The organism is Streptomyces sp. NPDC002054 (assembly GCF_040296685.1).
GTDB lineage: Bacteria > Actinomycetota > Actinomycetes > Streptomycetales > Streptomycetaceae > Streptomyces.
Genome location: NZ_JBEOXT010000011.1, coordinates 192194 through 217061, shown reverse-complemented (window position 1 = coordinate 217061; position 24868 = coordinate 192194). Strand labels below are relative to the sequence as shown.

17 protein-coding genes, 1 pseudogene and 1 riboswitch are annotated in these 24868 nt (G+C 72.3%); of the genes and pseudogenes, 11 read left to right on the top strand and 7 right to left on the bottom strand.

The genetic code is table 11. The features are described 5' to 3' along the window. Nucleotides 1-104: 104 nt before the first annotated feature. Both ABT123_RS13225 and ABT123_RS13220 read right to left on the bottom strand, forming a co-directional pair. On the bottom strand, nucleotides 105-881 hold the full coding sequence (locus ABT123_RS13225) for a hypothetical protein (RefSeq protein ID WP_351312784.1): 777 nt from the start codon (nucleotides 879-881) through the stop codon (nucleotides 105-107). A 176-nt stretch (nucleotides 882-1057) separates the two neighbouring features. Then, nucleotides 1058-2731 carry a PucR family transcriptional regulator gene (locus ABT123_RS13220; protein ID WP_351312782.1) on the bottom strand — a complete coding sequence of 558 codons (1674 nt, stop codon included), beginning with the start codon at nucleotides 2729-2731 and terminating at the stop codon, nucleotides 1058-1060. Nucleotides 2732-2984: 253 nt separating this feature from the next. Here ABT123_RS13220 and ABT123_RS13215 point away from each other — a divergent pair, with 253 nt between their 5' ends. From ABT123_RS13215 to ABT123_RS13190, 6 genes are all read left to right on the top strand, one after another. Continuing rightward, a complete protein-coding gene (locus ABT123_RS13215; RefSeq protein ID WP_351312780.1) occupies nucleotides 2985-3878 on the top strand; it encodes an FAD binding domain-containing protein in 894 nt (297 codons plus the stop codon). Nucleotides 3879-3880: 2 nt separating this feature from the next. Beyond that, on the top strand, nucleotides 3881-4486 hold the full coding sequence (locus tag ABT123_RS13210) for a (2Fe-2S)-binding protein (protein ID WP_351312779.1): 606 nt from the start codon (nucleotides 3881-3883) through the stop codon (nucleotides 4484-4486). Between the two features lie 2 nt (nucleotides 4487-4488). Then, entirely contained in the window at nucleotides 4489-6891 is a 2403-nt protein-coding gene (pucD, locus tag ABT123_RS13205) for a xanthine dehydrogenase subunit D (RefSeq protein WP_351312777.1), read from the top strand. Nucleotides 6892-7141: 250 nt separating this feature from the next. Next, nucleotides 7142-8602, top strand: coding sequence for an NCS2 family permease (locus ABT123_RS13200; protein ID WP_351312775.1), 1461 nt, complete (start codon nucleotides 7142-7144; stop codon nucleotides 8600-8602). 79 nt (nucleotides 8603-8681) lie between these two features. Then, complete coding sequence (locus ABT123_RS13195) at nucleotides 8682-9833, top strand: XdhC family protein (protein WP_351312773.1); 1152 nt, start codon at nucleotides 8682-8684, stop codon at nucleotides 9831-9833. 108 nt (nucleotides 9834-9941) lie between these two features. Continuing rightward, the gene (locus ABT123_RS13190; RefSeq protein WP_351312771.1) at nucleotides 9942-11180 is read left to right on the top strand and encodes a YncE family protein; all 1239 of its coding nucleotides are present in this window, start codon (nucleotides 9942-9944) and stop codon (nucleotides 11178-11180) included. 215 nt (nucleotides 11181-11395) lie between these two features. Here the strand turns inward: ABT123_RS13190 and ABT123_RS13185 are convergent, their stop codons facing one another. Further along, nucleotides 11396-13615, bottom strand: coding sequence for a terpene synthase family protein (locus ABT123_RS13185; RefSeq protein ID WP_351312769.1), 2220 nt, complete (start codon nucleotides 13613-13615; stop codon nucleotides 11396-11398). 121 nt (nucleotides 13616-13736) lie between these two features. Further along, nucleotides 13737-15752: an ABC transporter ATP-binding protein gene (locus ABT123_RS13180; protein ID WP_351312767.1), complete on the bottom strand. Its 2016-nt coding sequence runs from the start codon at nucleotides 15750-15752 to the stop codon at nucleotides 13737-13739. Between the two features lie 315 nt (nucleotides 15753-16067). On the opposite strand from ABT123_RS13180, the gene nadE reads away from it, so the two are divergent. Together nadE and ABT123_RS13170 are read left to right on the top strand one after the other, a co-directional pair. Beyond that, nucleotides 16068-16898 (top strand): NAD(+) synthase, encoded by an 831-nt coding sequence (gene nadE / locus ABT123_RS13175; protein ID WP_351312765.1) that lies wholly within the window; start codon nucleotides 16068-16070, stop codon nucleotides 16896-16898. 353 nt (nucleotides 16899-17251) lie between these two features. Then, on the top strand, nucleotides 17252-17359 hold the full coding sequence (locus ABT123_RS13170) for a LuxR C-terminal-related transcriptional regulator (RefSeq protein WP_351312801.1): 108 nt from the start codon (nucleotides 17252-17254) through the stop codon (nucleotides 17357-17359). Between the two features lie 31 nt (nucleotides 17360-17390). On the opposite strand, the gene ABT123_RS13165 is transcribed toward ABT123_RS13170, so the two are convergent. Continuing rightward, a complete protein-coding gene (locus ABT123_RS13165; RefSeq protein WP_351312763.1) occupies nucleotides 17391-17957 on the bottom strand; it encodes a TetR/AcrR family transcriptional regulator in 567 nt (188 codons plus the stop codon). Then, a complete protein-coding gene (locus ABT123_RS13160) occupies nucleotides 17954-18319 on the bottom strand; it encodes a DUF1304 domain-containing protein (RefSeq protein WP_351312761.1) in 366 nt (121 codons plus the stop codon). Before ABT123_RS13160 ends, ABT123_RS13165 begins: the two co-directional genes overlap by 4 nt. Before the next feature lie 111 nt (nucleotides 18320-18430). On the opposite strand from ABT123_RS13160, the pseudogene ABT123_RS13155 reads away from it, so the two are divergent. Together ABT123_RS13155 and ABT123_RS13150 are read left to right on the top strand one after the other, a co-directional pair. After that, nucleotides 18431-18523 (top strand): annotated as a pseudogene (locus ABT123_RS13155) (hypothetical protein); the annotation flags it as partial. A gap of 203 nt (nucleotides 18524-18726) precedes the next feature. Further along, nucleotides 18727-19203, top strand: a complete 477-nt coding sequence (locus tag ABT123_RS13150; protein WP_351312803.1) for a hypothetical protein — start codon at nucleotides 18727-18729, stop codon at nucleotides 19201-19203. A gap of 33 nt (nucleotides 19204-19236) precedes the next feature. On the opposite strand, the gene cobN is transcribed toward ABT123_RS13150, so the two are convergent. Next, on the bottom strand, nucleotides 19237-22848 hold the full coding sequence (cobN, locus tag ABT123_RS13145; RefSeq protein WP_351312760.1) for a cobaltochelatase subunit CobN: 3612 nt from the start codon (nucleotides 22846-22848) through the stop codon (nucleotides 19237-19239). Between the two features lie 53 nt (nucleotides 22849-22901). Then, nucleotides 22902-23010: riboswitch (cobalamin riboswitch) on the bottom strand. Between the two features lie 202 nt (nucleotides 23011-23212). Between cobN and ABT123_RS13140 the strand changes: the two genes are divergently transcribed. Further along, a complete protein-coding gene (locus ABT123_RS13140; protein ID WP_351312758.1) occupies nucleotides 23213-24865 on the top strand; it encodes a ferredoxin-like domain-containing protein in 1653 nt (550 codons plus the stop codon). The last annotated feature ends 3 nt before the right edge of the window (nucleotides 24866-24868 follow it).

Here is a 24868-nt window from a genome sequence, read left to right as displayed (position 1 = left end):
TGAACCCGGGCAGCAGGTCCACCGCGTAGCTGCCGCCCGCCGGGGCGCGGTAGAGGAGCAGCAGACCGGCGATGGTGGTGGCCAGACCGACGATGCGCCGGTTCCTAGACCGCCGGGGACGGGTGGAGTTGGTCGGCGAGCCAGGTGGGGATGCCGCCCAGGAGGTGGAACAGGCGGCGGGCCTCCGCACGGAGGCGGGTGGCCTCCGGTTCCGGTTCGGCGTCCGCCAGTGCGGCCAGCGCCGGGGCCGTGCCCACCAGGAAGCCCAGCTCCTCGCGGATCCGCAGGGACTCCGCGAAACCGTGCCTGGCTTCGGCGACTTCGCCGTCCCGCAGGGCCAGCCCGGCCAGATGCCGCCAGGTGAAGGACAGCAGCAGGATGTCCCCGTTGGCCGCCGCCCCCGCATGGGCCCGGCGGTAGGCCGGGCGGGCCGACTGCGGGGCGTCCGCCAGGTGCTCGGCGACCAGGCCGCGGCGGAAGTCCAGCAGCGGCCGGGTCCGCGAGCCGGGGGACAGCAGGGCCGCGGCGCGGCCCAGGGCCGAGCGGGCCTCGTCGGCCCGGTCCCGGATGCCGAGCACCGTCGCCGCGTACGCCAGCTGGCCGCGCTCGCACGCGGCGGCACCCCGCGCATCGTCGTCCCGGGCCACCGCCTCCGCGGTGCGCAGCGCGTCCTCCGCCTCCGCCCAGCCCTGCCCGGTGAACAGGCAGCGCTCCACCAGGAGTGCGGTGCGCTGGACCGCCGGACCGGGGTCGTCCGTGTGCGGTGTCAGCAGCGCCGCCGCGTCGGTCCAACAGCCGCGCGAACGCAGCCGCCATATCGCCCGCTGGAGGGGGTCGTCGCCCCCGGTAGTTCCGGCACCCGACATGGCGGTGTCCGCCACATTGCCCTCCCCAAGCAACCGAGCAGCACGTCATTGAGCCCTGGGGCGAAATGACAGCACGGATCGGCTTGATCGGCCAAGGGGTCGGGTGAACTCTTTCACAAAGTGCGGACATCGCGTCAGGAGTGTCCAGGGATCGGGCAGACCGGGCAGACGCCCCCGGGCCGGGTATCCGCTCAGCTCATCCGCAGTGCCAGGAAGAAGTCGAGCTTGTCCTCCAGCCGCGAAAGATCGCGCGACGTCAACTGCTCGATTCGCCCGACCCGGTAGCGCAGTGTGTTGACGTGCAGGTGCAGCCGGGTCGCGCAGCGGGTCCAGGAGCCGTCGCAGTCCAGGAAGGCCTCCAGGGTGGGGATGAGCTCCGCCCGGTGCCGCCGGTCGTAGTCCCGCAGCGGGTCCAGCAGCCGGGCCGTGAAGGCCCGCCGGACGTCGTCGGGGACGAAGGGCAGCAGCAGGACGTGCGAGGCCAGCTCGTGGTGTCCGGCCGCGCAGACCCGGCCCGGGCGGGCAGCGGCGACCCGGCGGGCGTGCCGGGCCTCCTCCAGGGCGCCCCGCAGGCCCTCGGCGGAGTGCACGGCGGCGCTGACGCCCAGGGTGAGCCGCCCGTCGCCGTCCAGACCGGCGGCCAGCGGCTCCCGTACGGCGGCCAGCAGCGCGTCGGCGTGCAGGGCCGGGTCCGGGGCCTTCTCCTCGGCGTCCGCGGGCAGCGCCGGCAGCGGGACCAGGGCGATGGCCTCGTCCCCGGCGTGTGCGACCGCGATCCGGTCGGAGGGCTCCGGGCCGGACACCGACGGGTCGACCAGGATCTCCTCCAGCAGCGACTGGGCCACCGGGCCGCCGGGGATGTCCCCGCCCTCCCAGTCCACCCGGGCCACCACGACCTGCCAGTGCGGGGCGGCGCCCAGTCCCGGCAGCAGCACCGGGGCGGCCACCCGCAGGCGGGCGGCGATCTCGGCGGGCGGGGCTCCCGTCTGGACCAGCTCCAGGACCTCCTGGGCGAGCCGGCGGCGCACCGTACGGGCGGCATCGCGGCGGTCCCGCTCGACCGCGATCAGCTGGGTGACGCCCTGCAGCAGGTCCAGCCGCTCGGCCGGCCAGTCGCCGGCGTCCGCCTCCACGGCCAGCAGCCAGTCCGAGAGCACGGTCTCCCGCACGTCCCGGCCGCCCGGCCCGGCACCCCGGGCCACGCCTCTGATCGGGAACAGGGAGTAGGTAATACCCTGGATGGAGATCCGGTGCGGGCCCCGGCGGCCGGTCCGGACCGCCGCGAGGTGCTCGCCGGCCAGCGCCGCGCAGATGCCCGGTGCGAGCGGTTCTCCGGCCCCGGCGATCTGCCGGCCCGTGGGGGAGAGCACCCAGGCCCGCAGATCGAGGTCCGTGGTGAGCAGATCGAGTACTACGTCGGGTCCGCCACCCGCGGGACCGGAGGTCATCAGCCGCCGGTGGCGGTCGACCACGGCCGCGAGATCGCCCGCCCGCTCCCCGGAGACCTGCCGCACCACATACTCGGTGATCGTGGCGAATGCAACGTCTTCGTTCACGGCGAACAGCGGCAGACGGTTCCTGAGACAGGCGGAAACCAGGTCGTCCGGGATCGCTCCGAGCTCGGCCTCGCCGGCCGCCAGGCCCGCCACGCCCGCGCCGGCAAGGATTCGTACGAACGGCTCTGAATCGGCCGAATTTCGTCTCCAGGCCAGCCCTGTCAGGACAAGTTCTCCTCCGGAGAGGTATCGGCTGGGATCTCTCAGGTCCGTGGTCATGACCCCGCGGACCGTGCGGTCGAGTTCTTCCTCGCCGCCCAGCAGCCGCAGCCCCAGCGCCTCGGTCTCCAGCAGTGCGCGCAGCCGCATGATGTCGCCGCCGATCTGTCTCGATGTTGCCGTTGGAAATCGGGCAGGTCATCGCATCCTGCCTTTCATACGAATCTACAAGACGGGAGAGGCCGCCAGCCAACTCCTTCATGGTTTCGGTGACTGCACCCGGGGGACGCGCGGCTTGTGTACTGGCTCCACACCGCGTTAACAGCACGTGAACGACCAGTCGAGGGCCTCTTGGCCTCCTGGCTTGAAGTCAACGACACGATGAAGAAGAAGAGAGCCGCACATGGACTTCCTTCGCCCCGCCAGCTGGGAGGAGGCGCTCGCCGCTAAGGCCGAGTTCCCCACAGCTGTGCCGATTGCGGGTGGCACCGACATCATGGTCGAGATCAATTTCGACCACCGCCGTCCGGAATACCTCCTCGACCTCAACCGCATCGAGCTGCTGCGGGAGTGGGAGGTAGGCGAGGAGGTCACCAAGCTGGGCGCCTCCGTTCCGTACACCCAGATCATGGAGAACCTGCGCGAAACGCTGCCGGGTCTCGCGCTCGCCTCGCACACGGTCGCGTCCCCGCAGATCCGCAACCGCGGCGGTGTCGGCGGCAACCTCGGCTGCGCCTCACCCGCCGGTGACTCCCACCCCGCCCTGCTCGCCGCCGGCTGCGAGGTCGAGGTCGAGTCCGTGCGCGGCTCGCGCATGATCCCGATCGACGAGTTCTACACGGGTGTGAAGCGCAACGCGCTGGCCGCCGACGAGCTCATCAAGACCGTCCACATCAAGAACGCCACGGGCCCGCAGCAGTACTCCAAGGTCGGCACCCGCAACGCGATGGTCATCGCGGTCTGCGGCTTCGGCCTCGCGCTGCACCCCGACACCCGCACGGTGCGTACGGGCATCGGCTCGGCCGCCCCGACCCCGCTCCGGGCCAAGGCTGCCGAGGAGTTCCTGAACGCCGCGCTCGAAGAGGGCGGTTTCTGGGAGTCCGGCAAGGTCATCACCCCGTCGATCGCCAAGCAGTTCGGTGAGCTCGCCTCCGGCGCGTGCAACCCGATCGACGACGTCCGTGGCACGGCGAAGTACCGCCGTCACGCGGTCGGCATCCTTGCTCGCCGCCAGCTCGTCTGGACCTGGGAGCAGTACCGCGGCACCAACGGCCGCTCGCTTGAAGGGGCTGCGTAATCATGCGCGTCAATTTCACTGTCAACGGTCGTCCGCAGGAAGCCGACGACGTCTGGGAGGGCGAGTCCCTCCTCTACGTCCTGCGTGAGCGCCTGGGCCTGCCCGGCTCGAAGAACGCCTGTGAGCAGGGCGAGTGCGGTTCCTGCACGGTCCGCCTCGACGGCGTGCCGGTCTGTTCCTGTCTGGTCGCGGCCGGTCAGGTCGAGGGCCGCGACGTCGTGACCGTCGAGGGCCTGGCCGACTTCGCCAAGCAGCGCGAGCAGCACGGCCACGGCGGTGCGTGCGGCACCGGCGGCGGTTGCGGCAGCAAGGGTGTCTCCACGGACGAGGCCAAGCAGTGGTCCGCCAAGGGCACCGACTCCCAGACCGGCGAGGGCGCGGAGCTCTCCAACATCCAGCAGGCGTTCATCGACGCCGGCGCCGTCCAGTGCGGCTTCTGCACCCCGGGTCTGCTGGTCCAGGCGGACGCTCTCCTGGAGGAGAACGCGGACCCGTCCGACCAGGACATCCGTGAGGCCCTGTCCGGCAACCTCTGCCGCTGCACGGGCTACGAGAAGATCCTCGACGCGGTCCGCCTGGCGGCCGCCCGTCAGGGAGAGGCGGTCTGATCATGGCTCAGAACACCCGCACCGTACCCGCCGGCACGCCGACGAACGTCACCCAGAAGCACACCAAGGGCGGCATCGGCGAGAGCACGCTCCGCCCGGACGGCACCCTCAAGGTCACCGGCGAGTTCGCGTACTCCTCGGACATGTGGCACGAGGACATGCTGTGGGGCCAGACCCTGCGCAGCACCGTCGCCCACGCCGAGATCGTCTCCATCGACATCTCCGAGGCCCTGGCCATGCCGGGCGTCTACTCGGTGCTGACGTACGACGACCTGCCGGCCGAGATGAAGAACTACGGCCTCGAGATCCAGGACACCCCGGTTCTCGCCAACGGCCGGGTCCGTCACCACGGTGAGCCGGTCGCCCTCGTGGCCGCCGACCACCCGGAGACCGCCCGCCGCGCCGCGGCCAAGATCAAGATCGACTACAAGGAGCTGCCGCTCGTCACGGACGAGGCCTCCGCCCTCGCCCCCGACGCGCCGCTGATCCACGAGGGCCGCGACGACCACCACATCGGTCACGTCCCGCACCCGAACATCGTGCACCGCCAGCCGATCATCCGCGGCAACGTGGCAGAGGCCCGCAAGCGCGCCGACGTCATCGTCGAGGGCGAGTACACCTTCGGCATGCAGGACCAGGCCTTCCTCGGCCCGGAGTCCGGCCTCGCCGTGCCCGCCGAGGACGGTGGCGTCGACCTCTACGTCGCCACCCAGTGGCTGCACTCGGACCTCAAGCAGATCGCCCCCGTCCTCGGCCTGCCCGAGGAGAAGGTGCGCATGACGCTCTCCGGCGTCGGCGGTGCCTTCGGCGGTCGCGAGGACATCTCGATGCAGATCCACGCATGCCTCCTGGCCCTGGCCACGAACAAGCCGGTCAAGATCGTCTACAACCGTTTCGAGTCCTTCTTCGGGCACGTGCACCGCCACCCGGCGAAGCTCTGGTACGAGCACGGCGCCACCAAGGACGGCAAGATCACGCACATGAAGTGCCGGATCGTGCTGGACGGCGGCGCCTACGCCTCGGCCTCCCCGGCGGTCGTCGGCAACGCCTCCTCCCTCTCGGTGGGCCCGTACGTCGTCGAGGACGTGGACATCGAGGCGATCGCGCTCTACACCAACAACCCGCCCTGCGGCGCGATGCGCGGCTTCGGCGCCGTCCAGGCCTGCTTCGCCTACGAGGCCCAGATGGACAAGCTCGCGGCGAAGCTGGGCATGGACCCGGTCGAGTTCCGCCAGCTGAACGCCATGGAGATGGGCACGATCATGCCCACCGGCCAGGTCGTGGACTCCCCGGCCCCGGTCGCCGAGCTGCTGCGCCGGGTCAAGGCCCGCCCGCTGCCGCCGGAGCGCCAGTGGGAGACGGCCGGCGAGGGCGCGGACGTCCGCGCGCTGCCCGGCGGTCTGTCCAACACCACCCACGGCGAGGGCGTCGTCCGCGGCGTCGGCTACGCGGTCGGCATCAAGAACGTCGGCTTCTCCGAGGGCTTCGACGACTACTCCACCGCCCGGGTGCGCCTGGAGGTCATCAACGGCGAGCCCGTCGCGATGGTCCACACGGCCATGGCGGAGGTCGGCCAGGGCGGTGTCACCGTCCACGCGCAGATCGCCCGTACCGAGCTGGGCGTCACGCAGGTGACCATCCACCCGGCCGACACCCAGGTCGGCTCCGCCGGTTCCACGTCCGCCTCCCGGCAGACGTACATGACCGGTGGCGCGGTGAAGAACACCTGTGAGGCCGTCCGCGAGGCGCTGCTGGAGATGGGCCGCCGCAAGAACGGTTCCTACCACCCGGCCTGGGCCCACGCGGAGCTGCTGCTCGAGGGCGGCAAGGTCGTGACCGACGGCGGCGAGGTCCTCGCGGACATCGCCGACATCCTCGAGGACGAGGCGATCGACCTCGAGCTCGAGTTCCGGCACCGTCCGACCGTCGCGTTCGACCTGGTCACCGGCCAGGGCGACGGCCACGTCCAGTACACCTTCGCCGCGCACCGCGCGGTGGTGGAGGTGGACACCGAGCTGGGCCTTGTCAAGGTCGTGGAGCTGGCCACCGCCCAGGACGTCGGCAAGGCGCTGAACATGCTCTCCGTGGTCGGCCAGATCCAGGGTGGTACCACCCAGGGCCTCGGCGTGGCGGTCATGGAAGAGATCATCGTGGACCCGAAGACCGCGAAGGTGCGCAACCCCTCCTTCACGGACTACCTGATCCCGACCATCCTCGACACCCCGACCATCCCGGTCGACGTCCTGGAGCTCGCCGACCCGAACGCCCCCTACGGTCTGCGCGGTCTCGGCGAAGCCCCCACCCTGTCGTCCACCCCGGCCGTCCTCGCGGCGATCCGGGCGGCGACCGGTCTGGAGCTGAACAAGACCCCGATCCGTCCCGAGGCCCTCACCGGCACCCTCTAGGGACCCAAGCTCTCCGGGCGGTGTGACGCGGGAACGTCACACTTCACGGTCACACCGCCCGGAGTACGAAGTACCGCACCGCTCGCGGATCGCTTCAACCCCCGCAGTACCGCACCAACAGCAGCAACCGAAGTCCCCTTGCTTCGTCTCGGGCCGTCCCCCGGGTCGTGCAGCCAAACGTTCCATCCCAAATCCCGCAGTCTCCAATCCCCAGCGCGGGTGCCCCTTTGAACCTTGGGAGTTAGGCACCATGACCCAGTCGTCTGTGGAGCCCAAGACCACCCCGGAAGACGCCGGCGAAGGCTCGCGTCCCCCGGCCGGAAGGTCTTGGCTCGACCGGTACTTTCACATCACCCACAGAGGATCCAACGTCGGCAACGAGGTTCGTGGCGGTATCACGACCTTCATGGCCATGGCGTACATCCTGCTGCTCAACCCTCTGATCCTCTCGGGTAAGGATGTCGCCGGCGACACTCTGAGCCAGAAGGCTCTCATCACGGCCACCGCCTTCGCGGCTGCCGTGACCACGCTCCTCATGGGCTTCGTCGGCAAGGTGCCGCTGGCTCTGGCCGCCGGTCTCTCCGTCTCCGGTGTGCTCGCCTCGCAGGTCGCCCCCGAGATGACCTGGCCGCAGGCCATGGGCATGTGTGTGCTCTACGGCGCCGTGATCTGTCTCCTGGTCGTCACCGGCCTCCGCGAGATGATCATGAACGCCATCCCGCTCGCGCTCAAGCACGCGATCACCATGGGCATCGGCATGTTCGTCGCCCTGATCGGCCTGGTGAAGGCCGGATTCGTGCACGCGTCCGAGGGTGGCGGCCCCGTCACCCTCGGTCCCGCCGGTGAGCTCGCCGGCTGGCCCGTCCTGCTCTTCTGCGTCACCCTGCTCGGCATCTTCATGCTGCAGGCCCGGAAGGTGCCCGGCGCGATCCTGATCGGCATCGTCGGCGGCACCGTCCTGGCCGTGATCCTCAACGCCGTGGCGGACATCGACGCCAAGGCGTGGCGCAGCGGCCCGCCGGAGCTCAGCGGCTCCGCGGTCTCCTCCCCCGACTTCTCGCTCTTCGGCAAGGTCGAGTTCGGCGGCTGGGGCGACGTCGGTGTGATGACGGTCGGCATGATCGTCTTCACCCTGGTGCTCGCCGGCTTCTTCGACGCGATGGCCACCATCATCGGCGTCGGCACCGAGGCCAAGCTGGCCGACGACAAGGGCCGGATGCCGGGCCTGTCGAAGGCGCTGTTCATCGACGGCGCCGGTGGCGCCATCGGTGGTGTCGCGGGCGGCTCCGGCCAGACCGTGTTCGTCGAGTCCGCGACCGGTGTCGGCGAGGGTGCCCGTACCGGCCTCGCCTCGGTCGTCACCGGCCTCTTCTTCGCCGCCTGCATCTTCTTCACCCCGATCACGCAGATCGTCCCGGGTGAGGTCGCCTCGGCCGCCCTGGTGGTCATCGGCGCGATGATGATGCAGAACGCCCGCCACGTGGACTGGTCCGACAGCGCGACCGCGATCCCGGTCTTCCTGACCATGGTGATCATGCCGTTCACCTACCAGATCACGGCCGGCGTCGCCGCCGGTGTGATCGCCTACGTCGCCATCAAGATCGCTCAGGGCAAGGCCCGCGAGATCGGCGGCTTCATGTGGGCGCTGACCGGAATCTTCCTGGTCTTCTACGCCCTGCACCCGATCGAGGGCTGGCTCGGGGTCAACTGATCCCACCGGTACTGATCACCAGGACCCGCACCCCCCACGCATCCGATACTGGAAACCCGAACCTCGTCAGGAGGCCGTAATGCTGGACATCGCCGAAGAGCTGAACCGGTGGGTCGAGCAGGGACGTGACTTCGCCGTGGCCACCGTGGTGGCGGTCGGCGGGAGCGCCCCGCGGCAGCCCGGGGCCGCGCTCGCCGTCGACGGAGAGGGCGAGGCCATCGGCTCGGTGTCCGGTGGATGCGTGGAGGGTGCGGTCTACGAGCTGTGCCGGCAGGCCATCGAGGACGGCGAGACCGTCCTGGAGCGCTTCGGCTACAGCGACGAGGATGCCTTCGCCGTGGGTCTGACCTGCGGCGGAATCATAGACATCCTGGTCACCCCGGTGCTCGCCGGCTCCCCGGAGCGGGCGGTGTTCGAGGCCGCGCTGGCCGCCGCGGCGGCGGGCGAGCCCGCGGCCGTGGCCCGGCTGGCCGCCGGACCGGCCGAGCTGATGGGCCGCGCCGTGCTTGTCCGTACGGAGGGCCCGTACGAGGGTGGATTCGGCGGGCACCCGGAGCTCGACCGGACCATCGCCGAGGAAGCCCGCGCCATGCTGGACGCGGGCAGGACCGGTGTCCTGGAGATCGGCGCGGACGGCCGGCTCTGCGGAGAGCCGCTGAAGGTGCTGGTCGAGTCCAGCGTCCCGGCCCCGCGCATGATCGTCTTCGGTGCCATCGACTTCGCCTCCGCCCTGGTGCGGATCGGCAAGTTCCTCGGCTATCACGTAACCCTCTGCGATGCCCGGCCCGTGTTCGCGACGGCGGCCCGCTTCCCCGAGGCCGACGAGATCGTCGTGGACTGGCCGCACCGCTACCTGGAGTCCACCGAGGTGGACGGGCGGACCGTGCTCTGCGTGCTCACGCACGACGCCAAGTTCGACGTACCGCTCCTCGAAACGGCCCTCCGGCTGCCCGTCGCGTACGTCGGCGCGATGGGCTCCCGCAGGACCCACGAGGACCGCAACAAGCGGCTGCGCGAGGTCGGCATCACCGAGCTGGAGCTTGCCCGGCTGCGCTCCCCGATCGGCCTGGACCTCGGCGCCCGCTCCCCGGAGGAGACCGCCCTGTCCATCGCCGCCGAGATCGTCGCCAACCGACGCGGCGGCTCCGGAGCCGCCCTCACCGGCGCGCACACCCCGATCCACCACGACGGCAGCGACGGGGTGGCGGGCCGCATCGGCGTCGTCGCTTGAACCCAGCTGTGAAAACAACAAGGCCGCAACCCTGAGGGTTGCGGCCTTTGGTCATCCCGTCTATTTTACCCGCCGGTAACACTCCTTCCTCCCAACGGAGTTGACCGGATGTCTCGAGTTCCCCTGCGAGCCGCCGCTGCGCTGGCCGCGGCTGCACTGCTCACCGCGCTCACCCCGGCGGAGGCCGACACCCCGCCGGCGGAGCTGCGCGAGGTGCTGTTCGTCGGCAACAACTGGGAGGGCACCGCCGATGTCCTCGCCTCCACCGGCGACCTCGCCCGCATCGGCCGGATCAACGTGATCCCAGACAAGGCCGAACGGCTCCGGGAGATCCACCTCAACCCGGTCAAGCTCGCCTACTTCCTCGGCATCCGCACCACCGCGGGGGAGGGCCACGACCAGTTCGTGGACGACATGTACACCACCCCGGACGGCTCGGCGGTGGTCGTCTCCCGCCCCAGCTTCGCCGACGTGGTCTCCCTGGACCTCGCCTCCGGCCGCATCAACTGGCGCTTCCCGGTCTCCGGCTACCGCTCCGACCACATGGCGGTCTCCCCGGACGGGACCAAGGTCGCGGTCTCCGCCTCCACCTCCAACACCGTGCACGTGCTGGACATCGGCACCGGCCGGCAGATCGGCTCCTTCGGGACCGGCGACAAACCGCACGAGAACACCTTCTCCCGCGACGGCCGGCTGCTGTGGAACAGCTCGATCGGCGAGGTCAACACCGCCTTGGACGCGCCCTGGCTGGACTGGACGAAGGGCGACCGCCGGATCACTGTGGTGGACACGCAGACCTTCCGCACCGTGCGGGTCATCGATATGCGGGAGCGGCTGGACGCCTTCGGCCGCTCCGACCTCTCCGACTCGGTCCGGCCGAACGCCTTCAGCCCGGACGAGTCGAAGCTCTACTTCCAGGTGTCGTTCTTCAACGGCTTCCTTGAGTACGACATCGCCACCGACCGGATCACCCGGCTCAAGGCGCTCCCGGAGAACCCCGCCACCAGCAAGGACCGCACCACCTGGGTCAACGACTCCCGGCACCACGGCATGTCCATGAGCCCTGACGGCAGCAAGCTCTGCATCGCCGGGACCATGGACGACTACGCCACCGTGGTGGACCGGGCCACCCTGGCCGAAGGCCCGCTGGTCCCGGTGTCCAAGCCGTACTGGGCGACGGTCAGCGGCGACGGGACGGCCTGCGTGGTGTCGGAGAGCGGCTCGGACCGGGTCACCGCCATCGACTTCGCCACCGGCACCAAGCGGGTGTCCGTGCCGGTCGGCGACCATCCGCAGCGGGTCCGCCTCGGCAAGGTCCCGCTCTCCTGGACCGGTCCGGCCGCCTGACCGGTCCGGCTGCCTGAGGCGTCCGGGCACCTGACCGTCCGGGCGCCTCAGGCCAGGCCCAGGCCCAGGTTGGCGAGCAGCTCGCGGATCGCCTGGAGAGCCGGGGCACCCACGGTCCCGGCCAGCACCGCGATGCCCGAGAGGGTGCCGAGCACCTGCCGCAGCCGCCCGGTCTCGACCTCCTGGCCGTCGCAGAGGACGGCTCGGCCGACGGGTCAGCCGCCGGAGTACGCGAGCTTCGTGGCTGACATGCCGAAGGTGGTGGACCAGGTGCCCGGGGGCGTTCCGGTGGGGGTCGGGTGCAGGTCCTCGGGGCGGTAGCGGCGTACCGTGCGGTGCCAGTTGAGGATGCCGACCAGCCAGTCCCGGAGTTCCGCCACATAGGCGTCCAGGCCGGCCCGGGCCTCCCGGTCCAGCTGCCAGTCCTCGTACAGCACCGGCAGCTGGGTTGCGACGATGTGCTCGAACTCCTGGATGCGCCGGGTCATCAGCTCATGGCAGATGTGCAGGGCCTCCGGGTAGCCGATGTCGAAGAAGTTGCGGGTGACGAGGATGTGGTTGTGCAGCTCGCCCTCGACCTCGATCTCCTTCTGGTAGGAGAAGATGTCGTTCATCAGGCAGGCGGTGTCCGCCGCCGCGCTCTCCAGTGAACGGATCACCCCGGAGGCGTAGATCTCCTCCGGGATGCCCCGGCCCGCCAGGCCCAGCCGGCACAGGTACATGGTGAGCTCGCTGCCGAAGGTGTGCCGGCGCATCTCCGCGTAGTCCACCGGGTCCGGGATCCGGTGGGCGGCGGCGTTGTCCACCTCCCACACCCAGCTCTCCAGCATGGTGGTCAGGCAGGTGCGGAACTCCGCCCGGTGCTCGGCCGCCATGCCCGTGGTCGTCCGGACCCACAGGTCGGCCAGGGCCCGCTCCAGGGCGGTGTGCGGCTCCGGCTGCTCCGCATGGTCCACCGGGATCATCGAGATCAGCCGGGCCGTGGCCGCCTTGGCCGCGGCGAGGTTCCCGGTCTGGGCGAATGCCACCGGGTAGTAGTCGTCCCCGTACGTGCCCCAGGTCAGCCAGCAGGCGTTGAGGAACAGCTGCTCGGGGGTGGCGTCCGGGTCGATGCCCGCCGAGCACAGCGCGAAGTCGAAGCCGCGCAGCTTGCGTTCGTCCCAGATCGCGGAGGCCGGGTCGCCGGGATCGGCGTCCAGCAGGCCCATCCGCCGGGACCAGGCCACCGACTCCTCCCGGGCGTACCGGTGGTGCGGGCTGAGCGTCAGCTCGAACGGCAGGTGGATCTCCGGGATCACCGACGGGCCGGTCTTCTCGAACGGCACATGGGTGAAGGACCGGTGGCGCAGTTCGCTCGCGCGCGGTGCGAACAGGGACCGGATGTCGAGCGCGGTGGTGCCCAGCCCGGTCGGCAGGAACGGCAGGGTGACGGCCGCGGTGGTCCTGGCCTCCTGGTTCATATAGCGGCTGGAGACCATGTGCCATGCGTGGCCGCCGGACTGCCAGTCCTGCAGGCCCTTGGCGTAGGCGACGACGGCCGCCGCCTCGGCCGGGTCCAGCCCTCGGTCGACGATCAGCTGGGGGACCTCGGTGAGCACGGTGTGCTCGAACTGCTGGAGCCGGGAGGTGAGCAGGTCGTTGGAGGTGTCGGCGGCCTCCTGGGTGGTGCAGCCGAGGAAGGTCTCCAGGACCAGGACGGCGTTGGAGAGCTCGCCCTCGTCGGCCACCTCCCGCTGGTAGGAGAAGATGTCGTTCCTGATGTGCACGGCGTCCGCGAAGGCGTCCCGCAACACCCCCAGCGGACGGGAGTGCGCGATCCGGGCCGGGACCTCCGCCGACACATATTCGATCAGGCCCGCCGACCAGGGGGCGCCGCCCACCTTGCGGCGCATCTCGATGTACTCGAGGGGGTTGGCGATCCGCCCCATGTTGATGTTGGCGAGTTCCCACATGGACTCGTTGAGCAGGTTCCGCGTGCTCTCGGAGAACCCTTCCCGCCAGTCCGCCGACATCGCCGGGACGGTCCGCGCCCACAGATCGGCGAGCCCGGCCTCCACCGGATTGGTGGCCTCGGGGAACCCCTGGGCCAAGTCCATCGGCATGAAGGCGGCCAGCCGCTCCAGGTAGTCCCGGGCGCCCTCCCGGTCCTGGGTGCGCTTGTACATCTCCAGGAAGTGGTCGTCGAAGAAGAACACCCACACGTACCAGTCGGTGACCAGGTCCAGGGCGTCGCTGTCGCAGTCGGGATGGGTGTGCGAGCAGAGCAGCGCGTAGTCGTGCGACTCGAGGTCGCTCGCCTCCCAGACCCCGGAACCCTCCAGCATGCCCAGAGCGCGGGCCCATTGCCTGGTGTGGGCTCTCGCGGTCTCCAGATGGGGGTTCAGTCGTGCCGGATAGGGCACGTAGAAATCCGGCAGTCGGAACGGCTGGGTCACGGCAGGATCGGCCTTTCTCTACATCGTCACGCGGTACGGGGGACCGGTCGGACCGGTCCCCCGCACGAGATCAGCAGGGCACTACCCCTGCTTCCCCCTGGACAAGGGGGAGTTCACCGCTTCAGGTGACGGACGGGTCGTTCCGCGGCGCGGTGCCCTGCCGCGGGATAGCGGGGCCGCCGGTGACGCCGGGGCCGCCGGGGACCGTCTCCCCGTACTGCTCGGCCTGCATCCGGAACATCGCCGCGTACCGGCCGCCGAGCTCCAGCAGCTCCTGGTGGCTGCCCTGTTCGACAAGCCGGCCCTCGTGCAGTACGTAGATCACATCGGCGTACCGGACCCCGGACATCCGGTGGGTGACCAGGACCACCGCGCGCTGCGGCCCGGCCAGGCCGCGGATGCTGTCGAAGGCGGCGATCTCCGCCTGCGGGTCCAGCGCCGAGGTGGGTTCGTCGACCACGATCACCTGGGCGTCCCGGTAGCGGGTGCGGGCCAGGCCGAACTTCTGCCACTGGCCGCCGGAGAGCTCGGAGGCGCCCCGGAACACCCGGGCCAGCAGGGTCTCGTAGCCGTGCGGCAGTTTCCGTACGAGCCCGTCGGCCCCCGCGTACCGGGCCGCCGCGACCACCGCGGCTGCGCAGTCCACCCCCTCCTCGGCCTGCGGACGGCCGATGGCGATGTTCGTCCGGGCGGTGACCGGCCAGCGCTCGAAGTCCTGGGTGAGCAGCGCCACCCGGTCGAAAACCTGCTCGCGGTCGGCCTCCGCCAGGTCCACCCCGTCCCAGCCGATCCGGCCGCTGTCCGGCAGGTGCAGCCCGGCCAGCAGTTTCACCAGGGTGGACTTGCCGGAGCCGTTCTCGCCGACCAGGGCGACCACCCGGCCCGCCTCGACGGTCAGCGAGACCCCGCTGAGGGCCGGCTCCTCCCGGTCGGGGTAGCGGAAGGCTACGTCGGTCAGCCGGATTGCCCCGAACCGCTCGGGCAGCGCCCGACCGCCGGACGGGATGGCCCGCTGCTCGGCCTCGGCGACGAACCGCTCCAGGTCCCGGACGTACAGGGACTCCTCGTGCAGGGTGTTCGTACTGGAAACCAGCGCGCCGAGTCCGGCCGAGCCGCTGCGCACCGCGAGCACCGCGGTGCCGGCCACGGCCAGGTCCATCCGGCCGGAGACGATCAGCGCGCCCATCGCGGCATAGGTGACCAGTGCGGCGGCGCCGGACAGGGCGGCGGCGAGCAGTTCGGTGCCGGCCTTGTCCCGGGCCAGCCGGGTGGCCTCGGTCTCGGCGTGCTCGCCCATCTTGCGGTAGTGGCCCAGCAGGTAGCGGCCGACCCCGTGCACCCGCACCTCGGCGGCGGAGGTCCGGGAGATCAGCAGCTGTCCGATGAGCCGGGCCGCCCGGACGTGCTCGACCCAGCTCATCACCGAGAGGTAGCGGCGCTGTGCCACCCGCATCGCGCCCCAGCCGCGCGGGGCGGCGATCAGCAGCAGCATCGGCAGCATGGCGGGGTGCAGCACGGTGAGCACCCCGGCCGCGGCGACCAGCGAGATCAGCGCGTTCAGGGTGGCCACACAGGCGCCGATGGTGCGGCGGGCGGCCGGCGGGCCCCACTGCGCGCTGTCGAGCAGCCGCCGGAACTCGCCGTCCTCGATGGCTTCGAGCTCGACCCGGACCGCGGCGTGCAGGTACCGCTCGTGGGCGGCCCGCTCCACCTTCGGCTCCAGCCGTCCGGCGGCGGCCGTGGACCAGGAGGCCAGTACGGCGCCCAGTACGGCGATCAGCGCGCCCAGCGCCAGCGCGGGCAGCGCGGCGTGCAGCCGCTCGGCGGCGGTGCCGGTGCCGAGCAGCCGGCCGAGGACGGCGTTCACCACCAGGAGCCCGAGGGCGGAGGTCACGCCCTGCCCGGCCTCGGCGGCGGCCACCGTGAACAGGGCGGGCCGGTCGGCGGACCGGGCCAGCCGGAGGGTGCCGCCGACCATCCTGGGCATGGCGCGCAGGGTGTCGATCAGGCGGGCGTCCAGCTGGGCGTACTCGTACTCGGCCCAGCCCGCGTCGTAGCGCAGCGGTCCGCCGAAGAGCTGGCGCTCGCTGTCGGAGACGGTGCCCTCGCTCACAACGGGGCGCTTGAGCAGCCTCATCCGCGGCCACCCCCGTCCGGGTCCTGGTCGAACAGCACATGAACATGCACGGATCGCATGGTTCCTCCCGAGGGTGGTGCGGCGGGTGACTGACGCCGGAAGAACGTGGCTGTTCAGAGCGGCGTCACGGGCGCGGGGGAGCGAAGAGTCGTACGTGTTTACGAGGCGGGGGCCGGAGCCAAGGGGCGGCCGGAGAGTCGGCCGTGATCCGGCGTTCGAACCACCCGGAAGGGGTCGACGCCTCCCTTCGAGGGATTGCGCACTGGATAGGGTGGGCGGGTCATCGGACCACGAACGAGTACCAGAGGAGCAGCCGTGAGCGAGCCGGCGTCCATCGCCCTGCAGCAGCAGATCGCCCGGGACCTGGAGGTCGCCGAGACCTTCGACGCCGAGCGGGAGATCGAGCGCCGGGTGGCCTTCCTCGCCGAGCGGCTCACCTCCACCGGGCTGCGGGCGCTGGTGCTCGGCATCAGCGGCGGGGTGGACTCCACCACCGCCGGGCGGCTGTGCCAGCTGGCCGTGGAGCGGGTCCGGGCGGCCGGCCACGAGGCCCGCTTCCATGCGATGCGGCTGCCGTACGGAGTCCAGGCCGACGAGCGGGACGCGCAGCTGGCGCTGTCCTTCATCCGCGCCGACGACGTCCTCACCGTGGACGTGAAGCCGGCGAGTGATGCGGCGCTGGAGGCCGCGCTGGCCGCCGGGGTCGTCTTCCGGGACGCCCACCACCAGGACTTCGTCCAGGGCAACATCAAGGCACGGCAGCGCATGATCGCCCAGTACGCGGTGGCCGGCGCCCATGACGGCCTGGTCGTCGGCACCGACCACGCGGCCGAGGCGGTCTCCGGCTTCTTCACCAAGTTCGGCGACGGGGCCGCCGACCTGGTCCCGCTGACCGGGCTGACCAAGCGCCGGGTGCGGGCCGTCGCGGATGCCCTGGGGGCCCCGGCCGAGCTGGTCTGGAAGACCCCGACCGCCGACCTGGAGACCCTCGACCCGGGCAAGGCCGACGAGGACGCGCTGGGTGTCACCTACGACGACATCGACGACTTCCTCGAGGGCAAGCCGGTCGACGAGCGGGCCTTCGGGATCATCGTCCGCCGCTACCGCCTCACCGAGCACAAGCGGCAGCTGCCCGTCGCGCCGTAGCGCCCGCGCTGGAAAACTGGGGCCCCTGCTGTCCGCACTGGTCGGCTGTGCGGAGGGCGCCCTGCTGCTCGCCGCCGGGGAGACCGCCCGGGCCCAGGCGGTGCTGCCCCCGGCCGCCGCCGCGTTCCGCGCCCTGGGCATGCCGTACGAGGCGGCCCGGGCCCGCATGCTGCTCGGCCTGGCCTGCCGGGCGGCGGGCGACGAGGTGACCGCCCGGCTGGAACTCGGAGCCGCCGCAGAGGTGTTCCGGGAGCTCGGGGCGGGCCCGGACCTCCTGCGCACCGGCGACCCGGCCCCGGGCGCGGCCGGGCAGGACGTGGCCGGGCTGCTCACGCCCCGGGAACGCGAGGTTCCTGAGCGAGAAGACCGTGGCCCGGCACCTGGGCAGCATCTTCGCCAAGCTGGGTGTGGGCTCCCGCTCGGCGGCAACCGCCTACGCGTACAAGCACGGCCTGGTCTGACGGCTCCCGTCGCGGCGGGCCGGCCGGCCGGTCAGGACAGCGGGGTGCGGTGCAGGGAGATGAGCAGCCGCCACACCCGCTGCGCGATCAGGTCCGGGCCCGCCTCGATCAGCCCGTGCAGCCAGTCGGCCAGCACCCCGGCGAAGGCCGCGGCCACCGCCGAGCCGATCAACTCGGGTTCCGGGGCCCCGGCCAGGGTGCGCTCGGCGATGCTGCGGGCCCGCAGGTCCCGGTGCAGGACCAGCCCCAGCGGGCCGCCGCCGCCCGGGCGCAGCAGTTCGCGGTAGAGGGCGGCGTGCGGGGCGAGGCCTTCGAAGAAGGCGCGCAGGGCGGGCGGCGGGGCGGCCGGGTCCGGGATGCCGCGCCAGGCGTGCAGGGCGTCCACCGCCTCCCGGACCACATCGGCGCAGGCGTCGACGGCGAGCTCTTCCAGGCCGGAGTAGTGGACGTAGAAGGTGGCCCGGCCGACCCCGGCCCGGCGCACCAGCGCCGCGACCCCGACCGAGGCGAGGGGCCGCTCCGCGCACTCCGCCAGCAGGGCTTGGCGCAGCGCCGCCCGGGTCCGGGCGGCGCGCGGGTCCCCGGGCCCGCCCGTCACCGGCCGGCCACCAGCACGGCGGCGAGGGCCAGCGCCCCGGGCAGGGCCTGGGCGGCCAGGATGCGGCGGTTGGCGGTGAGGCCGCCGTACACCCCGGCGATCACGACGCAGGCGAGGAAGAACACCTGCACCCGGAAGCCGGTCGGGTCCGCCGCGATCAGACCCCAGACCAGGCCGGCGGCCAGGAAGCCGTTGTAGAGGCCCTGGTTCGCGGCGAGCGGGGCGGTGGCCCGGGCGAGTTCGGCGTCGAAGCCGGAGAGGTCCCGCCCCGGCTTCTTCTCCCACAGGAACATCTCCAGGACCAGGAAGTAGGTGTGCAGGGCGGCCACCAGGCCGACCAGGATCTGGGCTGTGACATGCATGGGCGGGCACTCTCCCGGCTCGTCGGATTTCCTGGACAGGCGTCCACTATAGCTGGACATCTGTCCAGGAAGTAACCGGGGCGGGCCCGCTGCGCCGGTGCGCCGACCGCGATGCTGCTGGCCCGCCGCGGCTACCGGGCCCTCCTCGTGGACCGGGCCGGCTTCCCCAGCGACACGCTCTCCACCCACATCGTCCATCCGCCCGGCCTGACCGCCCTGCGGCGGTGGGGGCTGCTGGACCGGGTGGTGGCCACCGGCTGCCCGCTGATCACCACGTACTCCTTCGATCTCGGGCCCTTCGTCCTCAGCGGCTCGCCCGCGGGGGAGGGGGGAGGTGCGCGAGCGGTTCACCGTCGAGGACCTGGTCACCGGGGGCGACGCCGTGACCGGCATCCGCGGCCACGGCCATGCCGGCCGCGCCCAAGCTCCAGTGCGCCTACTACGCATACTGGGCGGACCTCCCGATGGACGGCCGGTACGAGGCCTACATGGTCGGGGACCGGGCCTTCGCCGCCTGGCCCACCAACGACGGCCTCACCGTGGTGATCGGCGCGCTCCCGATGCGGGACTTCGCCGCCAACCGGGCCGACATCGAGGGCGGTTACCTGGCCACGATCGCCCGGGTCCCGGCCTTCGCCGAACGGACTGCGTCGGCCACCCGTACCGGCCGGCTCGTGGGCACCGCCGTGCCCAACTACTTCCGCGTCCCCTACGGACCGGGCTGGGCCCTGGTCGGAGACGCCGGCTACCTCAAGGACTTCATCACCGGGCACGGCATCCAGGACGCCATGGACGGATTCGCCCGGGTGAACGCCGGCCTCACCACGCCCGGGGAGTTCTTCTCCGACCCCCGGCTGACCGGCGTGCCGCGGCCGGCCGGGTGACCGGCCGGCCGCGGTGCGCGGCGGCTGCGGCGGTTATTCCGCCTCGCCCTCCAGGCTGCCCTCGGTGTCCAGATACACCTGGCGCAGGGACTCCAGGATCTGCGGGTCCGGCTTCTCCCACAGGCCGCGGGACTCGGCCTCCAGCAGCCGCTCCGCGATCCCGTGCAGGGCCCAGGGGTTGGCCTCCTTCAGGAAGGCCTGGTTCTGCGGGTCCAGTACGTACGTCTCGGTCAGCTTGTCGTACATCCAGTCCGCGACCACGCCCGTCGTGGCGTCGTACCCGAACAGGTAGTCCACCGTCGCGGCCAGCTCGAAGGCGCCCTTGTAGCCGTGGCGGCGCATCGCCTCGATCCACTTGGGGTTGACCACCCGGGCCCGGAACACGCGCGAGGTCTCCTCGACCAGCGTGCGGGTCCGGACCGTCTCCGGGCGGGTCGAGTCGCCGATGTACGCCTCCGGGGCGGTGCCCCGCAGCGCGCGCACCGTGGCCACCATGCCGCCGTGGTACTGGAAGTAGTCGTCGGAGTCGGCGATGTCGTGCTCGCGGGTGTCCGTGTTCTTCGCCGCCACCGTGATCCGCTTGTATGCGGTCTCCATCTCGGCGCGGGCCGGACGGCCCTCCAGCCCGCGGCCGTACGCATAGCCGCCCCACACCGTGTACACCTCGGCGAGGTCGGCGTCGGTGCGCCAGTCGCGGCTGTCGATCAGCTGGAGGATGCCCGCGCCGTAGGTGCCGGGGCGGGAGCCGAAGATACGGGTGGTGGCGCGGCGCTCGTCGCCGTGCTCGGCCAGGTCCGCCTGGGCGTGCGCCCGGACGAAATTGTCCGAAGCCGGCTCGTCCAGCGAGGCGGCCAGCCGTACCGCATCGTCCAGCAGGCCGATGACGTGCGGGAAGGCGTCCCGGAAGAAGCCCGAGATGCGCAGGGTGACGTCGACGCGCGGGCGGCCCAGCTCGTCGAGGGGGATCGGCTCCAGGCCGGTGACGCGGCGGGAGGCCTCGTCCCACACCGGGCGGATGCCCAGCAGGGCGAGGGCCTCGGCGACGTCGTCGCCCGCCGTCCGCATCGCGCTCGTACCCCAGAGGGAGAGGCCGACGGAGGCCGGCCAGTCGCCGTTGTCGGTGCGGTAGCGGGTGAGCAGGGAGTCGGCGAGGGCCTGGCCGGTCTCCCAGGCGAGCCGGGAGGGCACCGCCTTGGGGTCGACGGAGTAGAAGTTCCGGCCGGTCGGCAGGACGTTGACCAGACCGCGCAGCGGGGAGCCGGACGGGCCGGCCGGCACGAAACCGCCGTTCAGGGCGTGCACGGCGTGGGTCAGCTCGTCGGTGGTGGCCGCCAGCCGCGGCACCACCTCGCGGGCCGCGAACTGCAGGACGTCGGCCACGGCGCGGGAGTGCCCCGCCGCGACCTCGTCCACCGCGGCCGGGTTCCAGTCCGCGTCCTCCATCGCCTGGACCAGGGCCCGGGCCTGCTCCTCGGCCTGGTCGGCGGAGGTGCGGGTGGCCGCGGACTCGTCGAGGCCGAGGGCCTCGCGCAGACCCGGCAGGGCCGTCGTACCGCCCCAGATCTGACGGGCCCGCAGGATGGCGAGGACCAGGTTGACCCGTTCCGGCCCGGCAGGGGCGCCGCCCAGCACGTGCAGTCCGTCGCGGATCTGGGCGTCCTTGACCTCGCACAGCCAGCCGTCGACGTGCAGCAGGAAGTCGTCGAAGCCCTCGTCGTCCGGGCGCTCCTCGAGACCGAGGTCGTGGTGCAGCTTCGCGGCCTGGATCAGCGTCCAGATCTGGGCGCGGATCGCCGGGAGCTTCGCCGGGTCCATGGAGGAGATCTGGGCGTATTCGTCCAGGTGCTGCTCCAGGCGCGCGATGTCCCCGTAGGAGTCGGCGCGGGCCATCGGCGGCACCAGGTGGTCGACCAGGGTGGCGTGCACCCGGCGCTTGGCCTGGGTGCCCTCGCCCGGGTCGTTGACCAGGAACGGGTAGACCAGGGGGAGGTCACCGAGGGCGGCGTCGGGCGCGCAGGCCGCGGACAGGCCGGCGTTCTTGCCGGGCAGCCACTCCAGGTTGCCGTGCTTGCCCAGGTGGATCATCGCGTCGGCACCGAAACCGCCGTCGGTCGCCGCCGCCTGGATCCACCGGTAGGCGGCCAGGTAGTGGTGCGAGGGCGGCAGGTCCGGGTCGTGGTAGATCGCGATCGGGTTCTCGCCGAAGCCGCGCGGCGGCTGGATGAGGATCAGCAGGTTCCCGCGCCGGATGGCGGCCAGGACGATGTCGCCCTCGGGGTTGCGGGAGCGGTCCAGGAACATCTCGCCGGGCGCCGGACCCCAGTGCTGCTCGACCTCCTCGCGCAGTTCGGCGGGCAGCTGTCCGTACCAGCGCCGGTAGTCGGCGGCCGGGATGCGGACCGGGTTGCGGGCCAGCTGCTCCTCGGTGAGCCAGTCCTGGTCGTGGCCGCCGGCCTCGATCAGGGCGCGGATCAGCTCGTCGCCGTCCCCGGAGACCAGGCCGGGGATCTCCTCCGCCGGCCCGAAGTCGTAGCCCTCCTCGATCAGCCGGCGCAGCAGCGCCACGGCCGAGGCCGGGGTGTCCAGGCCGACCGCGTTGCCGATCCGCGAGTGCTTCGTCGGGTACGCCGACAGCACCAGGGCGATCTTCTTGGCGGCGTTCGGGGTGTGCCGCAGCCGGGCGTGGCGTACGGCGATCCCGGCGACCCGGGCGGCCCGCTCGGGGTCGGCGACGTACGCGGGGAGGCCGTCGGCGTCGATCTCCTTGAAGGAGAACGGCACGGTGATCAGCCGGCCGTCGAACTCGGGCACGGCGACCTGGCTGGCGGCGTCCAGCGGGGACAGCCCCTCGTCGTTCTCCTCCCAGGTGCTGCGCGAGGAGGTCAGGCACAGGGCCTGGAGGATCGGCACGTCGAGCGCGGCCAGCGCACCCGCGTCCCAGGATTCGTCGTCCCCGCCGGCCGAGGCTTCGGCCGGCCGGGTACCGCCGGCCGCCAGGACGGTGGTCACGATCGCGTCGACGCCCGCCAGCTCGCGCAGCAGCTCCGGCTCGGGGCTGCGCAGCGAGGACACGAACAGCGGGGCGGGCGTGCCGCCGGCCTCCACGATGGCATCGCACAGGGCGTGCACGAAGGCGGTGTTGCCGCTCATCTGGTGGGCGCGGTAGTAGAGCACCGCGATCCGCGGGCCGTACGGGCGGACCGCGTTCCGCTCCAGCTGCCCCCAGGTCGGCGCGGGGGCGGGCGGCTCGAAACCGTGGCCGGTCAGCAGCACGGTGTCGGACAGGAACCGGGCCAGCTGCTCCAGGTTGGCCGGCCCGCCGTGCGCGAGGTAGGCGTGCGCCTCGGCGGCGATGCCGATCGGGACGGTGGAGGCCTCCATCAGCTGGGCGTCCGGGGCCTGTTCGCCGGTCAGCACGACCACCGGACGGGTCTGGTCGGCCGCCAGCAGCAGGTCGAGCCCGTCCTGCCAGGCCCGCAGACCGCCGAGCAGGCGTACGACGACCAGCTCCACGCCGTCCAGCAGCTGCGGCAGATCGTCCAGGGGGAGCCGGGAAGGGTTCGCGAACCGGTACGGAACAGGTCCGTCCGCGGCGGCGCGAGCGCTGAGCAGATCGGTGTCGGAGGTCGACAACAGCAGGATCATGCGGCGGCAGGCCTTCCTCGGGGTTTCCGCGCCCCGGGCAGTGCGGACGGCGGGAGTTCCTGACTCATCCGGAACAGCCGTCACCGGCTGCCACCGGACTCACAGTGGCGGGACCGCGCCGGATTCGCACCGGGCTTCCTCCCATGTCGCCGTCCTCGGCGAAGGCGGGCCAGTCGGCCCGCCGACCTGCATCCTAAGGGCCGGTCGCGCCCGGCGGGGAGGGGGGCTTACCGGTGGCCGGGCGCACGGCCCGGACGCCCGTGCGCCGGGGTGCGGGGCGGGGGGTGGTGTCGGGGCCGGGGCCCGGCCCGGGGTGGTGACGGCCACAGGCCGGGGCTCGACAATCGTGGGTATGCTCGCCGCCATGCCACCGCCCCGCTCCGCAGCGTCACCGGACGAACCCGTCATACGGGACCGCGGCGACGCCTGCCCGGGCGCGCTGCGGCTGCACCCGGCGGACGACGGACACCTGGCCCGCATCCGGATCCCCGGCGGGGAGCTGACCGCCCACCAGGCCTCCCTGCTGGCGCTGGCCGCCGACCGGTTCGGCGACGGACACCTGGAACTCACCTCGCGGGGCAATGTGCAGCTGCGCGGGCTGGACGAGGGCTGCGGCGCCGGACTGGCCGGGCTGCTGGACGCCGCCGGCCTGCTGCCCGCGCCCGGCCATGAACGGGTGCGCAACATCGTGGCCACGCCGTTGTCCGGCGACGGCAGCCCGGGGCGGCCCGATGTGCTGCCCTGGGTCCGGGAGCTGGACCGGCTGCTGTGCGCGAACGCGCGGGTGACCGCTTTGTCAGGGCGCTTCCTGTTCGCCTTCGACGATGGGCGCGGGGACGTGGCCGCGCTGGAGCCGGACGTGACCGTGCTCGGACAGCCGCAGCAGCGGGCCCTGGTCCGCCTCGGGGCGGCCGGCGGGGCCGTGTCGGTGGCCGCGCAGGACGCTCCGCGGGCGGCGCTGCTCGCCGCCGAGTACTTCCTCGACGCCGCGGACGCGGCCGGCACCCGGGCCTGGCGGGTGCGCGAGCTGCCTGTCGAACACGCCCTGGACGAGGGCGAGTTCACCGAACGGCTGGGCGCGGCCGGGATCGGTGCGGAACGGGTGGCGGAGGTGGACTGGCCGTACGCGGAGCCGCCGATGCCGTGGGGGACGGGCAGCGGGCTGCGCGCGACGCTGGTCGTGCTGCCTCCGCTCGGCCGGCTGACCTCGGCGCAGTGGCGGGCGCTGGTGCAGGTCGCCGACCGGGGCCAGGGAATGCGGATCACCCCCTGGCGCACCGTGGTCCTCCCGCACGCCCCCGTGCGACGCCCGATCAACGGCCCGGCCCGACTGACGGCAGCCGGCCTGACCGTGTCCCCCGGCAGCCCCTGGGAGAACGTCACCTCCTGCACGGGGCAGCCCGGTTGCGCAAAGGCGTTGGCCGACGTCCAAGCCGACGCCAAGGCCGCTGTGGCGGCCGTTGTGCCGGTCGATGTGCGGGCTGGCGGGCCGGCTGATGTGCAGGCTGCCGTGGCGGCCGGCGGGTCGGCAGATGTGCACGCCGGTGCACCGGACGGCGTGTCGGCCGATGTGCGGGCTGGCGGGTCGGCCGAAGTGCACGCCGTCGTACCGGACGGCGTGCCGGCCGATGCCAGGGCCGCTGTGGCGGCCGTCGTGCTGGCAGATGCGCAGGCCGGCACACCGGCCGTTGCGCGGGCCGAACTGCGGGCCGGCGGGCCGGCTGATGTGCACGCCGGCACACCGGCCGGTGTGCAGGTCGATGCGCGGGCCGCTGCGGCGGCCGGTGCAACGGCTGGTCCGCCGGCCGCCACGCCGGGGCCCGGCCGGCTGTTGCCCGTGCACTGGTCCGGGTGTGAGCGGCGGTGCGGGCACCCGCGGGGTACCGCCTGGGTGGATGTGCTTGCCACCTCCGGCGGGTACCGACTCTCCGCCCATGGCCGGCCGGTGCCGGCCGGTCCCGACCTCGCGACCGCCCTGCGGACCGCCCGCACCACCTCCGCCGAACCCACCCAGTGAAGA